The following is a 17,736-nucleotide window of genomic DNA, read 5'->3' as shown; positions in this document are numbered from 1 at the left end:
AAATGTTAATGCTCGGACGTGAACGGCCGCAGCTAAAGAAAGAAAGTGCTGACGAATCCTTTCCCCCTCAGGTAGCGCGGGCCGGAGCTGCCCTGCGGCTCACCATCACTTTCATGCTGGTGGTGGTGATGGTGTTCCTGGCCGTTGAAGGCTGGAGAACATGGCGTGACTATCGCTCTGCCTTTGCCTCGGCCCGCGATTCGGTGACAAACCTGGCGCGAGCGACGGCCCAGCACGCCGAAGACACCATCCGGCAAGTGGACGTGGTGACCGCAGCACTCAGCGAGCGAGTGGAAGGCGATGGCCTGCAGAACATCGACATCCCGCGCATCCATAAACTGCTGGTGCAACAGTCGGCCATCATGCCGCAGTTGCACGGTTTGTTTATCTACGGCCCCGACGGGCAGTGGATAGTGACAGACAAGCAAACAACGCCAGACTCGGCGAACAATGCCGACCGCGACTACTTCCAGTATCACCGCACCCACGAGGACCGAAGCGTGCGGATCGGCGAAGTGATCAGGAGCCGATCCACCAATGACCTGATCATCCCCATCTCCCGCCGCTTGAACAATCCTGACGGCTCGTTCGCCGGTGTGTTGCTGGGAACGGTCAAGGTCAGCTATTTCGTGGACTACTACGGCGACTTCAAGATCGACGACAAGGGAGCCCTGGTCCTGGCCCTGCGAGATGGCACGATTCTGGTCCGGCGGCCCTTCGTCGCCTCGGTGGTCGGCAAGAGCCTGGTCAATAGCGTGATCTTCCGTGACCACTTGCCCAACTCCAATCAGGGCGTCGCCGAGGCCAGGGCCGTCGTCGACGGCACTGAACGCATTTATGGCTACCGAGCCTTGACCACTTATCCGCTGGTGGTCGAGGCCGGATTGTCTCGCGAATCGATCATCACCCCCTGGCGTCACGATCTGCTCAAGACCGGCTTCGTACTGATATTCCTGATCGTGATACTCGTCGGCTTTGGGCTGATCGTGTTGAGCCAGTTGCGCTACAGAATGACCATGGAGAAACAGATTCGCAGCGCCCACCAAACCATGCGGGACATGGCACTGACCGACAGCCTGACCGGTTTGGGCAACCGCAGACGGCTGGACATTGCATTGGCCGATGAGATTCGCCGGGCCAGGCGTCAGCACGCCTCCTTGGCCTTGATCATGCTTGATGTCGATTACTTCAAACGCTACAACGACAAATACGGCCATGCTGCCGGGGACGACTGTCTGCGCGCGATCGCGGGGGCGATCCAGCAAGCGATCAAACGGCCCGGCGACCTGGCGGTGCGCTACGGGGGTGAAGAATTCACCATTTTGCTGCCCGACACCCACAGCGCGGGGGCCGCCACGATCGCACAAGAGATTCTGGAGTCCATCAGGGCGCTGAACATCGAACACGGCGACCATCCCTTGGGCCTGGTCACCGCCAGCGCGGGCATCACCACCTGCCGGCCAAGCACCGAGGACGTGACCCCGGCCATGCTGATCAAGGCCGCTGATGCGTTCTTGTATCTGGCAAAAAACACCGGGAGAAACCGCTGGTGCAGCCCTGATGCTTCGCCGGGATGACCCACGGGGCGAAGCCGCATATCGGTCATATCGCGCAAATCCAAGTCCACAGGTGCCGGCCGGGCGCCTGGCGGCTACAATGCGCGCTTCGACCGTGATCAGCCTGACTAAAAACAAATGTCCTTGCCCAAACATCATCTGGAATTGCTCAGCCCCGCCCGCGACGTGACCATCGCCCGCGAGGCCATCCTGCATGGCGCTGACGCCGTGTACATCGGTGGCCCGAGTTTCGGCGCGCGTCACAACGCCTGTAACGAGGTGAGTGATATCGCCCGGTTGGTGGAGTTCGCCCATCGCTACCACGCCCGGGTGTTCACCACGATCAACACCATCCTGCATGACAACGAACTGGAGCCGGCCCGCCAGTTGATCCACCAGTTGTACGATGCGGGTGTCGATGCCTTGATCGTCCAGGATCTAGGGGTGATGGAACTGGACATCCCGCCGATCGAACTGCACGCCAGCACCCAGACCGACATCCGTACCCTGGCACGGGCAAAGTTCCTTGATCAGGCCGGTTTCTCCCAACTGGTACTGGCGCGGGAGTTGAACCTGCAGGAAATCCGCGCCATCGCCGACGAAACCGACGCGGCCATCGAGTTCTTTATCCACGGCGCGCTGTGCGTGGCGTTTTCCGGCCAATGCAATATCTCCCACGCCCAGAACGGCCGCAGCGCCAACCGTGGTGATTGCTCCCAGGCCTGTCGCCTGCCCTACACCCTCAAGGATGATCAGGGCCGGGTGGTTGCCTATGAGAAGCACCTGCTGTCGATGAAGGACAACAACCAGAGCGCCAACATCCGCGCCCTGGTCGAAGCCGGTGTGCGTTCGTTCAAGATCGAAGGACGCTACAAGGACATGGGCTATGTGAAGAACATCACCGCCTACTACCGCCAGCGCCTGGACGATGTCCTCGAAGACCGTTCGGACCTGGCCCGCGCCTCCAGCGGTCGCACCGCGCACTTCTTCCTGCCCGACCCGGAGAAGACGTTCCACCGCGGCAGCACCGACTACTTCGTCAGCGAGCGCAAGATCGACATCGGCGCCTTCGATTCCCCGACCTTTACCGGCGTGCCGGTGGGCGTGGTGGAAAAAGTCGGCAAGCGCGACCTGCAAGTCGTGACCTTTGATCCGCTGTCCAACGGCGATGGCCTCAACGTGCTGGTCAAGCGTGAAGTGGTGGGTTTTCGCGCCAACATCGCCGAGCCCAAGGGCGAATTCGAGGAAGACGGCCAGAAGCGTTACCGCTACCGCGTCGAGCCCAACGAAATGCCGGCAGGGTTGCACACATTACGCCCCAACCACCCGCTGAGTCGTAACCTGGACCACAACTGGCAGCAAGCGCTGCTCAAGACCTCCGCCGAGCGCCGGGTGGGCGTTGCCTGGGTCGCACGCCTGCGTGAAGAGCGCCTGGAGCTGACTGCTACCAGCGAGGAAGGCGTCAGCGCCAGCGTCAGCCTGGACGGGCCATTCGGCCTGGCGAACAAGCCGGAGCAGGCGCTGGAGCAACTGCACGACCTGCTCGGCCAACTGGGCACCACCGAGTACCACGCCACCGCCATCGAGCTGGATGCGCCCCAGGCGTATTTCATTCCCAACTCGCAGCTCAAGGCAGTGCGCCGCGAAGTCATCGAAGCCCTGACCACCGCCCGTGTCGAGGCCCATCCCCGAGGGGGGCGCAAGGCCGAGACCAATCCTCCGCCGGTGTACCCGGAGTCGCACCTGTCGTTCCTGGCCAACGTCTACAACCAGAAGGCCCGGGATTTTTATCATCGCCACGGTGTGAAACTGATCGATGCGGCGTTCGAAGCCCACGAAGAAACCGGTGAAGTGCCGGTGATGATCACCAAGCACTGTCTGCGTTTCTCGTTCAACCTCTGTCCCAAGCAGGCCAAGGGCGTCACCGGCGTGCGCACCAAGGTTGCGCCGATGCAGTTGATCCATGGTGACGAGGTGCTGACGCTGAAGTTCGACTGCAAACCCTGCGAGATGCATGTGGTCGGCAAGATCAAGGGGCACATCCTCGACCTGCCGCTGCCGGGCAGCAGCGCGGAGCCCATCGTCGGTCACATCAGCCCGGAAGACCTGCTCAAGACGATCCCTCGCGCGCCGCATTAAGCTATCGCGAGCAGGCTCGCTCCCACAGGGATTGCAAAGTGGACACAAGATCGTGTGACCACCCCTAATCCCTTGTGGGAGCGAGCCTGCTCGCGATAGCAATGGATCGGCATGCATTAATGTTGATTACAAAACTCCCGGCAGGTCCTTCTCGGTGCTAGGTTGTAAGTGAGTGTTCCATCAATCAGTCACTTCTTTCCCACCGTCTGCAAAGGAATGCCTCTACCAATGAACTTATCCCTCAAGCACCTGGCCGTGAGCACCCTGCTGCTGTCCAGCCTGGCGTCGATCACCCCACCCGCCTTGGCCAACATCACTGCGCAACAGAGTTCGTCCCTCGTCAAAACCCTCGCTGACACCTCCGTCACCGACTTCAGGCAGTTCCTGGGAAATGTGGCCAGGAGTGAGTTGGCCGAAACCGCCAAGCTCGGCCCGGCCATCAGCACGTTCCTCGACAACAAACCCCTTACGGCTGAGCAGCAGAACGAAATTCATCGTCTGCTCGGCCTCTATGCACGGGTGAAATACGGCAACGCCGCTACCGAAACCCTGCGCGAACTGGTGGCGATCCCGACCTTTCGCAAGGACGGTGTTGCCCAGCACGAGAACCCCGAGTTCCTCAAGATCGCGGACAAGATCAAGCGCCTTGCCCTAGCCTTCAACCTGGACTTTCGCAACATCGACAACCGCGTCTACGAGATTTCACTGCATGGCAGTGGCGACGAAGTCGTGGGCATTCACGCCCATGCCGACGTCGTGCCGGTGACCCCGGAAAACTGGGTATTGAAAGACGGCACTCGTCTGGATCCGTTCAAGGTCACCCTGGTGGGCGACCGCATGTACGGGCGGGGCACCGAAGATGATAAGAACGGCATTGTCGTGGCGCTGTACGCCATGAAGATCATCAAGGAAGAAAACCTGCCGCTGGCGAGGAATTTCAAACTGCTGGTAGACACCACCGAGGAAACCACCGGCGACGCCATCCCCTATTACTTCGAGCGCAACCCAACCCCCAACTACAACCTGGCGCTGGATGGCGGCTACCCGGTGGTGATTGCCGAAAAAGGCTATGGCACCGTCATGGCCAACTTCGCCCGGCGTGCGGCCCAGGGCAAAGGCGCTGAGATCACGGCGATGACCGGTGGCCTGGCCACCAATCAGATTCCGTCCACATCGGTCGCTACCTTCGTGGGCGATCAGCCTGCTGAACTGGCCGCGACGCTGCAAAAAGCCGCTTCCGCGTATGCCAAGGGCAATGGCGGCGACTTCCAGGTGACCACCGCGGTCGTCGGTAAGGACGTCAAACTGACCTTCACAGGCGTCTCCGCCCATTCCTCAGAACCAGAGTCCGGGGTCAACCCGGTGGCGAGGATGCTGGACTTCATCAACAGCCTCGAGGGCAAGGTTGCGCTCAAGCACAACCACATCACCGATGCCGCCCGCTATGCCGCCGACAACTGGGGCCTGGACTACCTGGGAAGCAAACTGGGGATTGGCTTTTCCGACGCCTTCATGGGGCCGCTGACCGCTTCCCTGACGTATGTCGGCATGGATGACAAAGCCTTCAAGCTGGCCGTCAATCTGCGCGTGCCGGTGGGCAAGCCGACGGAAGCGATCAAGGCTGAAATCACCGACAAACTGGCCGCCTGGAGCAAGAAGACGGAGGTCGCCGTGGCGTTCGATTATTCAATCGATGAGCCGATGTATCGCAACCCGGACGGTGAATGGGTCAAGGCACTGTTGGCCGTGGCCAGCGAAAACCTCGGCATGGAGCACAAGTACGGCACCTCCGCTGGCGCCACCTCGGTTCATGACTTGCCCAACGGCGTGCAGTTCGGCCTGGCCATGCCCGACGTCAAGTACACCGGGCATAACGACAACGAGTTCAAGACGGTCGAGCAGTTTCTTCTGGACCTGCAGATCGTGACCGAGATGATGGGGCGGATCGGGCAGTTGCCGAAGTTGTAAAACCTGTGAGGCGTATTTTATTCACTGTGGCGAGGGAGCTTGCTCCCGCTGGGCTGCGCAGCGGCCCCAAGATTTTGAGGTTGCTGCGCTACCGAGCGGGAGCAAGCTCCCTCGCCACAGGTTCACTTCATTCCTTCGGGTGAGTGGTGCTTGGATCGATGACCTTGGCGCTAATGTCCACCAACTCCACCCCCCAATCACCATGCAGGTACCAATCCTCCCCGATCATTTCGGCCGGGTGCATGGTTCGATCCGCACCGTTGCCACACGCCAGGGCACTGGCCGGGCAATAACGGTCGCAGCCCCAGCAAATGCGCTCGGGATGTTTCGGACTGATTGGAAAAGGCTTTGCCATGACGCCCCCGTATAGCCGATGGGTGTGCCTGTACCCTAGCGTGTCAGGGCCAAAGTGCCCTTGATATCGATCAAGAACCACCGGCATGACGGTATCGGCGTTCCTGGCGGGTTAAATGCCTCGAAAATTGACAAGAATCATTATTATTCGCAGCAAAGCTTCCTAGACTCGGCCATCCCTTAGTCCTCAGGAAGTCTTCCCATGCGTACCCTCGCTCCGCTGTCTCTCGCCCTGCTGTTTCTCGCCCCTCTGTCCCAGGCCAAGGAATACCCCATTGGCGAACCGCAAATGTGCCCGGGCCTGGAGGTCGGCGCGGTGTACCTGCAACCGATCGAAATGGCCCCGGCCGGCATGATGCGCCCAACCGCCGAGTCTGACGTTCACCTGGAGGCCGATATCAGGGCCACGGCCGACAACCAGCAAGGTTTCCAGGAAGGCAGCTTCGTGCCCTACCTCAACGTGTCGTTCCAACTGAAAAAACAAGGCAACGACACCCCGCTCAAGGGCGACTTCCACGCCATGGTGGCCAATGACGGGCCGCACTATGGCGACAACGTCAAGCTGCTGGGCCCCGGCAAATACCAATTGACCTTCACTGTCCTGCCGCCCGGCGGCCATGGCTCCCTCGGCCGTCATACCGACAAGGAAACCGGCGTGGCACCGTGGTTCGAGCGCTGTGAACTGCATTACGAATTCGTCTACGCCGGGATTGGCAAAAAAGGCGGGTATTGAAGATGCGTCGTTCAACGAGCCGAACAGCGCGACAACTGGCCGGCTGGGTGCTGGCCGGCTTGCTGTTGCCTTCAGTCGCCCATGCCCAACTGCTTACTTACGAGTTGAGCATGCGCGACGGCCATTTCACCCCGCCGCTGCTGGAAGTACCGGCCGGGCAGCGCTTCAAGATCGTGCTGAAAAACGTCGGCCAGGGTCCGGCGGAATTCGAGAGCACGCCCCTGCGGGTGGAAAAGGTCCTGTCGCCCGGCGTTACCACGTTTGTCGTCATTCACCCGCTGCGCCCCGGGCACTATCCGTTTTTCGATGAATTCAACCCGCAACTGCCCGAGGGCGGCATCCTCGCCCAGTAGTCGGCGAACAGGAGGTGTTTGCATGACTCAATCCATGTTTATTGTCTGGCGCGAAAGCGTCGAGGCGCTGTTGGTAATCGGCATACTCCAGGCCTGGGTCAGCCGGCAGCAACAGGCCGGTCGCTTGTTGCAGTTCGTGTGGGCTGGCGTGGCGCTGGGTTTGCTGTTGTCGGGCATCTTGGCCGGTCTGATTCTGTTAGTCGGCGAAGCCATGAGCGGCGCGGCCAATGAATGGTTCCAGGCGGCGTTGGCGCTGGTCGCCAGTCTGCTGATCGTGCAAATGGTCGGTTGGATGCACCGAAACGCCGGGACGTTGAAACAGAATCTGACGCGTCACGCCGACCATCGTTTCAGCCGCCAAGGTGGATGGGGGCTGATGGTGTTGGCGCTGCTGGCCGTCAGCCGCGAAGGCAGTGAAACCGTGGTCTTCCTGTATGGCGCCGGGGCGCGTCTGCAAGGGGCGCCACTGGGCTTGTTCGCCGTGGGCGCGGTGGCCGGCCTGCTGCTGGCGCTGCTGACCATCGTCTTGCTGCACGGCAGTCGACGGTTCATCTCATGGCCGCGTTTCTTTGCCATCAGCGAAACCATTCTGTTGTTATTGGGGGCAGCGCTGCTGGTCAGCGGCATTGAGCGGATCAGCGGTCAGTTGCTGGCGATGGACTGGCCCGAAGTGGTCTACCAAGGCATCGGCGACGCGCTCTGGGACAGCAGCGCGATATTGGATGGCGGCCATGGCCTGGGCGGTTTCCTGGCGGATTTCACCGGCTATCGAGCCAGTCCCAGTGCCATGACCTTGTTGGTGTGGCTCGGCTACTGGCTGGGGGTTGCCGGCTGGCTGCGGCCACGCAAAGCGCAAACGCTGCCATGTCCGACTTGAACCTCTGGCTGAAACGTCTGGGCGACGGCATGCGGCGCCACGGCGCAACCATTCGCGCCGTGCAATGGGCGGTGGTGCTGTTCTATGCGGTGCTGCTGGTGGTGCCGGCGCTGTTGCCATTGCCCAGCAGCCAGGCTCGGCTGTTGGACAACCTCACGCTGCTGGCGCAGTTTATGTTCTGGGGCATCTGGTGGCCTTTCGTGTTGCTGTCGATTGTGCTGTTCGGTCGACTCTGGTGTGGCGTGCTGTGTCCTGAAGGTGCCTTGAGTGAATGGGCCAGCCAGTATGGCAAAGGCCTGGGCGTGCCACGCGGGGTGCGCTGGGCCGGCTGGCCGACCCTGGCGTTCTGCCTGACCACGATCTATGGGCAGTTGATCAGCGTCTATGACTATGCCCAGGCGGCGCTGTTGATCCTGGGGGGCTCGACGGTCGCAGCGGTGATCGTTGGCCTGCTGTTCGCCCGAGGCAAGCGAGTGTGGTGCCGCTACCTGTGTCCAGTCAGTGGCGTCTTCGCCCTGCTTGCTCGCCTGGCACCGGTGCACTTCCAGGTGGACGAGCAACGCTGGCTGGAAAACCCCGCGCCGCGCCGACCGCCTCCCAACTGCGCGCCATTGCTGGACATTCGCCGGATGCGCGGTGCCGCCGATTGCCACGCCTGTGGTCGCTGCAGCGGCCAGCGCGATGCGGTACACCTGATAGCCCGTTCCAGTAACGAGGAAATCCTTCACTCGAGCGCAACCACCCTTTCGCCCTGGGACGCGCGCTTGTTGTTGTTCGGCGTCATTGGCCTGGCCATGGGGGCTTTTCAGTGGACCGTCAGCCCCTGGTTCATTGCCATGAAGCAGAGCCTGGCCCAATGGCTGGTCGCCCATGAGCTGTTCTGGCCATTGCAAGACAACGCCCCTTGGTGGTTGCTGACCCACTATCCGCAGCTCAATGACAGCTTCAGTTGGCTCGATGGCTTTTGCATCGTCGCTTATCTGGGCATGAGTGCCTTGCTGTTGGGCACATCGCTGCTGCTGTTGATGCGCCTGGCGGCAAGACTCTCGGGCGATCCTGCACAGTATTGGCCCTTGGCCATCACCCTGACGCCCCTCGGCGGTGCAGGGTTGTTCCTCGGCTTGTCGGCCACCACCGTCAAACTGCTGCGCTATGAAGGGTTGTTGCTCGACTGGGTACAACCGGCTCGGGCCGCGCTGCTGGTCGCGGCAATCGCCTGGAGTCTGTGGCTGGGCTACAAGCGCCTGGAACATGCAGCCCGCCGGCCCCTCGCAATGGCCTGCCTGGTATTGGCCAATGGCCTGGTGGGTTATGGCTGGTGGCTGCAGTTCTGGGGATGGTGAGCACGCAGTGCAAGCGTTGCTCCCACGGTGGATTTGTGTGGTTCACAACATCTGACGCGGGGCTGGCCTAGACCTTGAACCGCGCCACGGTCTCATGCAGTGAGCCGGCCATCTGCGCCAGGTCCTGACCGGCAGTATCAGTATGCCGGGCCCCGAGCAATACCTGTTCGGACAGGTTGCGAATGCCCACCAGGTTACGGTCCACTTCCCGGGCTACCAGCGCCTGTTCTTCGGTGGCGCTGGCGATCATCAGATTACGCTCGTTGATCTGCGAGATCGAACGGGCGATTTCATCCAGGGCATCGCCGGAGCGGCGGGCCACTTGCAAAGTGGTCTGCACCAGTTCGCTGTTGCTTTGCATGGCGGTCACGGCGTGCTCGCTGCCCTGGCGGATGTTGCCGATCATCTCCTCGATTTCCCGAGTCGAATCCTGGGTGCGATGGGCCAGTGCCCGGACTTCGTCGGCCACCACGGCAAAACCACGCCCGGCATCGCCGGCGCGGGCTGCTTCAATGGCGGCGTTCAGGGCCAGCAGATTGGTTTGATCGGCAATGCCGCGGATCACGTCCAACACCGAACTGATGTGCTCGACCCTGCCTGCCAACTGCTGGATGCGTCCCGAGGAGTCCGTCACCCCCAGCGCCAATGCGCTGATCGAAGCAACGGTCTCCTGAACCTGCTCACGACCGCGCTGGGCGGTTTGCTCGGATATCCGCGAGGCTTCGCTGGTACTCACCGCATTGCGCGCCACTTCGTCCACCGCCGCCGTCATCTGGTTCACGGCCGCCGCGGCCTGTTCGATTTCCTGGCCTTGCAGTTCCAGGGTGCTGTTGGTCTGACTGCTCACCGCACTCAGCTCTTCGGAGGAACTGGCCACCCGATCCACCGAAGCCGCAATGTGCCGGACCATGCTGTTGAGGCTCTGCTGCATGTCATGCATGTTGCTCATTACGCTGTCGTTTGCACTCCCGGCGTCCAGCGGCACGCGGATCGTCAAGTCGCCTTGGGCAATCTGGCTCAGCACCCGCGCCGCATCATCGGGCTCGCCACCCAGCGGACGGGTCACGCTGCGGGTCACCAGGACCGCAACGGTACTGACCAGGGCCAGGCAGGCCAGCACCAGTGTCAGCATGTTGCGCCGCGCGTCGCTGTAGCGCGCCTGAGCCAGACGTTCACGCTCGACAAACAACCGGCCCTGCATCGCCATCAACCCTTCCAGGCTTTTGTAGACCTCAAGCTCGGCCGGCATCACGCCCTGCTTGAGTTGTGTCATCGCGTCGTCCATCGCGCCCTGGCGAATCAACGCCTGCACCTGAACGAACGCGGCCACATACGCCTCACGGTGCTTCTTCAGTGCCGCATACGCCGCTTTGCCTTCCGGCTGGTCGAACAGCGGCTCCAGCGTGGTAAAGGCCTGGGTAATACGTTGCCGGGTCATGTCGATCGATTGCTGGACCTGCGCGTTGTTCTTGTCGATCAACAGGTCCCGGGTGTTCCTGGCGTTATCGCGCACACCCGTGGCGATCACCATGATCGGGTCGATCTTCGGCCAATCCTGTCTGACGATTTGCACCGCCTGGTCGCGCAGCGTGGCCAGGTCGTTCAAGGCGTATAACGCCAGGGCGATCAACGCCAGTGGCGCGATGGCAAAACCGATCACGATACGGTGGGCAGTGGTGAGTCTGGTCATATCAAATGCTCCCTGTTCAACTACCTGCCGATTGGCAGCGCATTTGAAAACCATAAAAAAAGCCATAAAAAAGAGGGGCCCGGCGATCCCGAACCGCTGTCGGTCGTTCATCCCCGGGGACGGTCAACTGCGTAAAACGAACGAGGGAAACAACTCGCGCATGGCGGCCCACAACTCCGGCTGCAAGGCCTGTGCCGAAACACTGGAAAGATGAGGGTCGAGCATCCGGGCCGTGCGCACCAGTTGCACAGCGAAACGCGTGACGCCCTGCTCGCTCAGGCGGCGAGCCAGGGTCAACAACCGTTCGGGATCGAACAAATGCCAATGCACGGTGGTCCGGCATTCATAATCCACGCCGCTGGCCAGCAGATATTCGAGGCTGCGCCAGTTGGCGGCACCGCTGCCATGAACCCGAGTCACGTCCAGGGCGTCTTCGGGCAAGGCCTTGATGTCGAAGCCAACCCAGTCGGCTTGCCCGACCACTTTGGCGAAGGCCGCCGGTTTGATGCCGGCGCTGTGCAGGCCGATGCGAAAACCCATCTGCCGCACTTGTTCCATGGCGGGCGCCAGGCCGTCCTGCAGGGTCGGCTCACCACCGCTGAACACCACGGCGTCAAGCAGATCCTGGCGACGTTGCAAAAATGCCAACACCCGACACCAATCCACCTCTTCGCTGCCGCGCGGCGGGATCAGTTGCGGGTTGTGGCAATAACGACAACGCCAGGCGCAGCCTTGGCAAAACAGTACGCAAGCCAGTTGGCCCGGATAATCGAGGGTGGTCAGGGGCACCATGCCCCCAACCCGTAGCGCTCGACTCATGGACGCCCGGCCGCGCTTTCAGTGAAGTGAACCCGTTCGCGATGCTCGGACTGTTTGCCTGGGTTGAAGGCCGCCACCGGACGGTGATAACCCATCACGCGGGTCCAGACTTCGCAACGTTGACGCTGTGCCTGCGGAAGAGATTGTGATGCGTTCATGGATGAAGCTCCTTGCGGTCGATGGATCGGATCAGTGAACGCTGCCTGCCAACTGCTGTTGCAACAGCAAGGCCTCGTCGCATTTGGGGCAAAACTCATGTTCCCCGGCCAGGTAGCCGTGGACCGGGCAGATGGAAAACGTCGGCGTGATGGTCAGGTACGGCAGCCGAAAGCGTCCCAGGGCCTTGCGCACCAGCTGCTTGCAGGCCTGTGTGGAGGAAATCTGCTCGGCCATGTACAGGTGCAGCACGGTGCCGCCGGTGTATTTGCATTGCAGTTCGTCTTGCAGCTCCAGGGCTTCGAACGGATCGTCGGTGAAGCCCACCGGCAACTGCGACGAGTTGGTGTAATACGGGGCGATCGGGCTGCCGGCCTGCAAGATATCGGGGTAACGCTTGAGGTCTTCCTTGGCGAAACGGTAGGTGGTGCCCTCGGCAGGGGTGGCTTCCAGGTTGTAGAGGTGGCCGGTTTCTTCCTGGAACCGCAGCAGCGTGGCGCGCACGTGATCCAGCAGTTTCAGGGCGAATGCCCGGCCTTGCTCGGTATGCAGGCCTTGCTGGTCATCGGTGAAATTGCGCAGCATTTCGTGCAGGCCGTTAACGCCGATGGTGGAGAAGTGATTACGCAGGGTGCCCAGGTAGCGCTTGGTGTACGGGTACAGCCCGGCGTCCATGTGGTGCTGGATGACCTTGCGCTTGACCTCCAGGCTCTCCTTCGCGAGTTCCATCAGCGTATCGATGCGTTGCAGCAATGCGCTGGTATCGCCTTTGTACAGGTAGCCCAGGCGTGCGCAGTTGATCGTCACCACACCTAGTGAGCCGGTCTGTTCCGCCGAGCCGAACAGGCCTCCTCCGCGCTTGAGCAACTCGCGCACATCCAGTTGCAGGCGGCAGCACATCGAGCGCACCTGGTTGGGTTGCATGTCCGAGTTGAGGAAGTTCTGGAAATACGGCAGACCGTAGCGGGCAGTCATCTCGAACAAGCGGTCGGCGTTCTCGCTGTCCCACGGGAAGTCATGGGTGATGTTGTAGGTCGGGATCGGGAAAGTGAACACCCGGCCCTTTGCATCACCGGCCTGCATCACCTCGATGTAGGCGCGATTGATCAATTCCATTTCCACTTGCAGATCACCGTAAGCGAACGGCATCTCCTCGCCACCGATCACCGGAATCTGTTCGCGCAGATCCTCCGGGCAGACCCAGTCGAACGTAAGGTTGGTAAAAGGTGTTTGCGTGCCCCAGCGTGACGGGACGTTGAGGTTGTAGATGAACTCCTGCAACGACTGGCGGACCTCGTCATAGCTGAGTCTGTCCTTGCGCACATACGGCGCCAGGTAGGTGTCGAACGAGCTGAACGCCTGGGCACCGGCCCATTCGTTTTGCAGCGTGCCGAGGAAATTCACCATCTGCCCCAAGGCGCTGCTCAAATGTTTGGGCGGCCCGGCTTCGACCCGTCCCGGCACCCCATTGAGGCCTTCGTGCAGCAGCGTGCGCAGCGACCAGCCGGCGCAGTAACCGGCGAGCATGTCCAGGTCGTGGATATGCAGGTCGGCCTCGCGGTGCGCTTGGCCGATGGCCTGGCTGTAGACCTCGTCGAGCCAATAGTTGGCGGTGACCTTGCCCGATACGTTGAGGATCAGCCCACCGAGGGAGTAACCCTGGTTGGCATTGGCCTGTACGCGCCAGTCTTCGCGGTCCAGGTATTCGTTCATCGAGGTGGCGACTTCCACCAAGGTGCGACGATCCCGGCGCAGGCGCCCATGTTGCTCGCGGTAGACGATATAGGCACGCATGGCCAGAAAGAAACCGGCGTCCATCAGTACTCGCTCGACACGGTCCTGGATCTGCTCGACGCTCAAGCGCGTCTGTCCTTCCAATCGCGTCAGCACCGCTTCCAGCAACCCTTCAGCCTCCCCCTCAGCGTATTCGCCGGTGGCCTTGCCGGCGGCGATCAGCGCCTGGCGGATCTTGTCCGCGTCGAAGGCAACCACACTGCCATCGCGCTTGTGCAAGCGGTTACAGCCTACTGAGATCAACGTGCTCTGCATTTTGGCTCCAGACACTACATATAGATAATTAACAAGCTTCAAACACAATATGCAGTGGAGAGTACGGCCAAAAGTGAGGGTTGCAATTGATCGATATCAAGAATCGAGGGTGGATCAGCCGCTTGAGATGTCGACCGGTATAACCCATCGCGAGCAGGCTCGCTCCCACATGGGTTTTCAGGTGTCTGCTCTTTCTGCGTACACCACAAATCCCTGTGGGAGCGAGCCTGCTCGCGATAACGGCGGTCCATTCAACATCTGCGCTGAGGCTCACCCACCACTCATGTTCATGAACCGCACAATCTGCACTTCCCCGCCAGGGTTGAAGTCGTGACGCAGGGGTTTGCCGCGCAGCGCCTGTTGTACCGCCTGGATCAGCGGTTGATCGTCCAGCGGATAGCGCCGCAACAAACTGCGCAGGTCCAGAGAATCTTCCTGTCCCAGGCACAGCAGCAACCGCCCTTCAACGGTCATGCGCACCCGGTTGCAACTGGCGCAAAAGTTGTGGGTATTGGGGGAAATGAAACCGATCCGGGTCTGCGCGTGCTGCTCCAGGCGCACATAACGCGCCGGGCCGCCGCTGTTTTCGGTGCTGTCGAGCAAGCGGTGATGATTGGCAATGACCGCCCGGACCTCATCGCTGGAACAGAACGACTCGCCCCGGGCACGCCCGACCTCACCCAAGGGCATTTCCTCGATGAAGCTGATGTCGATGCGTTGCTCGATGGCGTACTGCACCAGCGCCGGGACTTCATCGAAGTTGCGCCCTTTCATCACCACGCAGTTGAGCTTGATCCGCTCGAACCCTGCGCCCTTCGCCGCTTCAATGCCCGCCAGCACCTGATCCAGATCGCCGTTGCGGGTGATCGCCCGAAAGCGCTCGCCATCCAGGCTGTCCAGGCTGATGTTCATGCGCTTGACCCCGGCATCGACCAGCGGCCGGGCCAGTCGCCCCAGCTGCGAACCGTTGCTGGTCATCACCAGTTCCCGCAGGCCGGGCAATGCCGCGATGTCGCGACACAACCCGACGATGCCCGGACGGATCAGCGGTTCGCCACCGGTCAGGCGGATTTTCTTGACCCCCAGCCCCACGAACAACCGCGCCAATCGGTGCAGTTCCTCCAGGGTCAACACCTGCTGGCGCGGCAGGAAGGTCATGTTTTTCGCCATGCAATACACGCAGCGAAAATCACAACGATCGGTCACCGACATCCGCAGATAGTCGATCTGGCGCCCAAATCCGTCCTGCAACACGGCGTTCATGTCTGTCCCCTGATTGAGCCGGTGCTCACTGCACCAGCGGCGAGTCGGCGCCCTGAAGATGAATGCCGCGAATGTCCGCCGCACCGATCAGGGTTTGCAGGTACTGCACCAGCGCCTTCTGCCATACGCCTTGTTGCAGCTGGGTACGAATCGCCGTCGCCACCGCCTCATAAGGCAACGGTTGGCCTTCGACACGCTGATCGATGCTGATCACATGCCAGCCGTAGCGGCTTTCCAGCGGTTTGCCCACCAGGCCCGCCGGCAAGGCAAACAACTGGCGCTCCAGTTCGGGCACGGTCTGGCCCTTGCTGATCTGCCCCAGCGAGCCGCCCTGTGCCTTGGACGGGCAGGCCGAGTGATTCAACGCCAGTTCGGCAAAGCTGCCGGGGAACTCGTCCAGGCGTTGCAGCAGGGTTTCGGCCTGGCCGTGAGCCTGGTCACGCGCTTCGACGTCGTCCGGTGCGCATTCGAGCAGAATGTGCCGCACCGCCAGCAAGGGGGCGCTGTGAAAGCGCGCCCGATTGCTTTCGTAGTAGCGCAGACAGGTCGCCTCATCACATTGCGGCACCTGCACCTCACGCTCGAGCAACAGCCGCGTGGCCGCCTCCTCTTCGTTTTCACCGGCGCCCACCTGCAACGCCAGCCCCAGCTCGGCAATGCGTTGCTGGAGCAACTCCCGGATCACCAACGCCCGGGCCGCCTGGTAGACCGCATCCTCGCGGCTCTCAGCCGGGTGATACTGCAGCTCCTGGGCCATCGCCTGGGGTGTGATCGACACCCCGTTGACGCTGATGATCGGCCACTCCTGCTCACTGCTGGCAATCAATTGTGCCGGGGCTTCCTCACCGGCCACCGGCCCGGCCTGGGCCGGTTCGAACTGCACCGCGCCCGCCGGCTCGATATCGCTGAGCGGCGGGGTCACTGGCGCTGCTTTCGCTGAAGAACCGCAGCCGCCGCTGCCCCCGTTACCGCCGCCACATCCGCATCCACTAGCCATGATCGTCTCCTTAGAACTTCTGCCGCACGATTTGATAACGACGCCCCAGGTACCAGACCGGCGCACTGACGATATGGACGAGACGGGTGAACGGGAACAGCACGAACAGGGTCAGGCCCAGTACCACATGAAGCTTGTAGACCAAGCCCACCGGCGCAATGGCCGCGGCCGCCTCCACCGGACGCAACAGCACGGTGTTCTGTGCCCAGTCGGCCAGCATCACCATCACCGAACCGTCCATATGGGCCGTGGATGCCACAATGGTCATCAACCCCAACACCAGTTGCACCAGCAGCACCACCAACACCAGGATGTCCGACGTGCTGGACGTGGCGCGCACTCGCGGGTCGCTCAGCCGCCGGTTGAGCAGCATCACCAGGCCGATCAGACCCAGTACCCCAAAGAACCCGCCGGACACCATCGCCAGCAACTGTTTGTTCTCAGTGCTCAACACATGGTGATAGATCGCCGCCGGCGTCAGCAGGCCGACAAAGTGGCCGGCCAGGACGAACAACACACCGACATGGAACAGGTTGCTCGCCACGCGCATGCCACGGTTGCTCAGCATCTGGCTGGAGCCGGCCTTCCAGGTGTACTGGGACAGGTCAAACCGCGCCCAACTGCCGATCAGGCAAATCGCCAAGGCGACATAGGGGTAGACCCCGAACATCAACAGATCCCATTTAGACATTGCCCACCTCCCCGGCGGGCGCAGCGGCCCGTCCTTCATGCTGAAAATCCACCCAATGCAACGGCACCGCGCTTTCGTCCCGGGCCTTGCCCGGCGCACTCGGCAGCGAACTGCAACGGTCCTGCTGCTCGGCCTTCATGAAATCCACCGCTTCCTCTTCCCAGATCCTGTCCAGGGCTTCGAGGGAGTCGTCGCGTGGCTCGGCCTTGACCTGCTCACGCAACTCGGCCACCGCCACCTGGGGCTCGGCCCCGGCGATTTGCAGCAAGGCCCGGAAACAACTGGCGTAGGCGCTCTCGCGCTCTTCCAGGCGCGCCGCCAGCAAGGCCAGCAGATGCGCCACATCGGCCAGTCCTTCGCGGGCCTCGATGTCTTCGCGGGTGGAGAGAAACTCCAGGTACAGCGGGATGTAATCGGGCAGTTCCTTCACGCCGATGGCAAAACCGGCCTCTTCGTACTGAGCCATCATGTCCACCATGGCCTGGCCCCGGTCGCGGGACTCGCCATGGACGTGTTCGAACAGCAGCAGCGACAGCGAGCGCCCACGGCCGAACAGCGCGCCGTAGTGCTCCTGGCCGTCCATCAGGTCCTGGCCACAGATCAGTTCCAGCAGTTCGAACAGCGCAGCGCGCTGCTTCGGGCTTATTTCCCGTGCCTGCACAATCGCCTGCTCCAGCTCGTCGCGACCGGCCACCAGGGTTTCGGTCGGATAATCGAGCAGCAACGAAATCACCTTGAGAATGCGCAT

16 protein-coding genes are annotated in these 17,736 nt (G+C 61.7%); 7 read left to right on the top strand and 9 right to left on the bottom strand.

Annotated features, from left to right (window positions below):
• Positions 1 to 8: 8 nt before the first annotated feature.
• The 3 genes from PSEUDOMOFG3G_RS11835 (at position 9) to PSEUDOMOFG3G_RS11825 (ending at position 5,663) form a co-directional block, all read left to right on the top strand.
• Positions 9 to 1,577, top strand: a complete 1,569-nt coding sequence (locus PSEUDOMOFG3G_RS11835) for a sensor domain-containing diguanylate cyclase (protein WP_139050017.1) — start codon at positions 9 to 11, stop codon at positions 1,575 to 1,577.
• 117 nt (positions 1,578 to 1,694) lie between these two features.
• On the top strand, positions 1,695 to 3,695 hold the full coding sequence (locus PSEUDOMOFG3G_RS11830; RefSeq protein ID WP_139050016.1) for a U32 family peptidase: 2,001 nt from the start codon (positions 1,695 to 1,697) through the stop codon (positions 3,693 to 3,695).
• A gap of 228 nt (positions 3,696 to 3,923) precedes the next feature.
• A complete protein-coding gene (locus tag PSEUDOMOFG3G_RS11825) occupies positions 3,924 to 5,663 on the top strand; it encodes a dipeptidase (RefSeq protein ID WP_139050015.1) in 1,740 nt (579 codons plus the stop codon).
• 127 nt (positions 5,664 to 5,790) lie between these two features.
• Here PSEUDOMOFG3G_RS11825 and PSEUDOMOFG3G_RS11820 read toward each other — a convergent pair whose 3' ends face one another.
• On the bottom strand, positions 5,791 to 6,018 hold the full coding sequence (locus PSEUDOMOFG3G_RS11820; RefSeq protein ID WP_047229159.1) for a DUF3079 domain-containing protein: 228 nt from the start codon (positions 6,016 to 6,018) through the stop codon (positions 5,791 to 5,793).
• A 201-nt stretch (positions 6,019 to 6,219) separates the two neighbouring features.
• On the opposite strand from PSEUDOMOFG3G_RS11820, the gene PSEUDOMOFG3G_RS11815 reads away from it, so the two are divergent.
• Genes PSEUDOMOFG3G_RS11815 through PSEUDOMOFG3G_RS11800 form a run of 4 tightly spaced genes read left to right on the top strand, consistent with a single transcriptional unit; the run spans position 6,220 to position 9,323 of the window.
• A complete protein-coding gene (locus PSEUDOMOFG3G_RS11815) occupies positions 6,220 to 6,750 on the top strand; it encodes an iron transporter (protein WP_047229160.1) in 531 nt (176 codons plus the stop codon).
• 2 nt (positions 6,751 to 6,752) lie between these two features.
• Positions 6,753 to 7,103: a cupredoxin domain-containing protein gene (locus tag PSEUDOMOFG3G_RS11810; RefSeq protein ID WP_047229161.1), complete on the top strand. Its 351-nt coding sequence runs from the start codon at positions 6,753 to 6,755 to the stop codon at positions 7,101 to 7,103.
• Positions 7,104 to 7,125: 22 nt separating this feature from the next.
• Entirely contained in the window at positions 7,126 to 7,980 is an 855-nt protein-coding gene (locus tag PSEUDOMOFG3G_RS11805) for an FTR1 family protein (protein WP_139050014.1), read from the top strand.
• The gene (locus PSEUDOMOFG3G_RS11800) at positions 7,968 to 9,323 is read left to right on the top strand and encodes a 4Fe-4S binding protein (protein ID WP_139050013.1); all 1,356 of its coding nucleotides are present in this window, start codon (positions 7,968 to 7,970) and stop codon (positions 9,321 to 9,323) included. The genes PSEUDOMOFG3G_RS11805 and PSEUDOMOFG3G_RS11800 overlap by 13 nt, the downstream gene beginning before the upstream one ends.
• Before the next feature lie 67 nt (positions 9,324 to 9,390).
• On the opposite strand, the gene PSEUDOMOFG3G_RS11795 is transcribed toward PSEUDOMOFG3G_RS11800, so the two are convergent.
• The 8 genes from PSEUDOMOFG3G_RS11795 to narJ form a co-directional block, all read right to left on the bottom strand.
• Complete coding sequence (locus tag PSEUDOMOFG3G_RS11795; RefSeq protein ID WP_139050012.1) at positions 9,391 to 11,013, bottom strand: methyl-accepting chemotaxis protein; 1,623 nt, start codon at positions 11,011 to 11,013, stop codon at positions 9,391 to 9,393.
• Between the two features lie 123 nt (positions 11,014 to 11,136).
• Positions 11,137 to 11,832 (bottom strand): anaerobic ribonucleoside-triphosphate reductase activating protein, encoded by a 696-nt coding sequence (locus PSEUDOMOFG3G_RS11790; RefSeq protein ID WP_306670303.1) that lies wholly within the window; start codon positions 11,830 to 11,832, stop codon positions 11,137 to 11,139.
• Entirely contained in the window at positions 11,829 to 11,990 is a 162-nt protein-coding gene (gene nrdD / locus PSEUDOMOFG3G_RS11785) for an anaerobic ribonucleoside-triphosphate reductase (RefSeq protein WP_003182303.1), read from the bottom strand. The genes PSEUDOMOFG3G_RS11790 and nrdD overlap by 4 nt, the downstream gene beginning before the upstream one ends.
• 31 nt (positions 11,991 to 12,021) lie before the next feature.
• On the bottom strand, positions 12,022 to 14,037 hold the full coding sequence (locus tag PSEUDOMOFG3G_RS11780) for a ribonucleoside triphosphate reductase (protein WP_047229166.1): 2,016 nt from the start codon (positions 14,035 to 14,037) through the stop codon (positions 12,022 to 12,024).
• A gap of 270 nt (positions 14,038 to 14,307) precedes the next feature.
• On the bottom strand, positions 14,308 to 15,300 hold the full coding sequence (gene moaA, locus PSEUDOMOFG3G_RS11775) for a GTP 3',8-cyclase MoaA (RefSeq protein ID WP_107322430.1): 993 nt from the start codon (positions 15,298 to 15,300) through the stop codon (positions 14,308 to 14,310).
• A 25-nt stretch (positions 15,301 to 15,325) separates the two neighbouring features.
• Entirely contained in the window at positions 15,326 to 16,297 is a 972-nt protein-coding gene (locus PSEUDOMOFG3G_RS11770) for a peptidylprolyl isomerase (RefSeq protein ID WP_139050010.1), read from the bottom strand.
• Between the two features lie 10 nt (positions 16,298 to 16,307).
• The gene (gene narI / locus PSEUDOMOFG3G_RS11765; RefSeq protein WP_047229169.1) at positions 16,308 to 16,988 is read right to left on the bottom strand and encodes a respiratory nitrate reductase subunit gamma; all 681 of its coding nucleotides are present in this window, start codon (positions 16,986 to 16,988) and stop codon (positions 16,308 to 16,310) included.
• Complete coding sequence (gene narJ, locus PSEUDOMOFG3G_RS11760; protein ID WP_047229170.1) at positions 16,981 to 17,736, bottom strand: nitrate reductase molybdenum cofactor assembly chaperone; 756 nt, start codon at positions 17,734 to 17,736, stop codon at positions 16,981 to 16,983. Before narJ ends, narI begins: the two co-directional genes overlap by 8 nt.

Origin of the sequence: Pseudomonas sp. FG-3G (assembly GCF_901007645.1) — a bacterium.
In the GTDB taxonomy this organism is placed as follows: Bacteria; Pseudomonadota; Gammaproteobacteria; order Pseudomonadales; family Pseudomonadaceae; genus Aquipseudomonas; species Aquipseudomonas rhizophila.
This window is presented reverse-complemented; position numbering and strand designations above follow the sequence as displayed.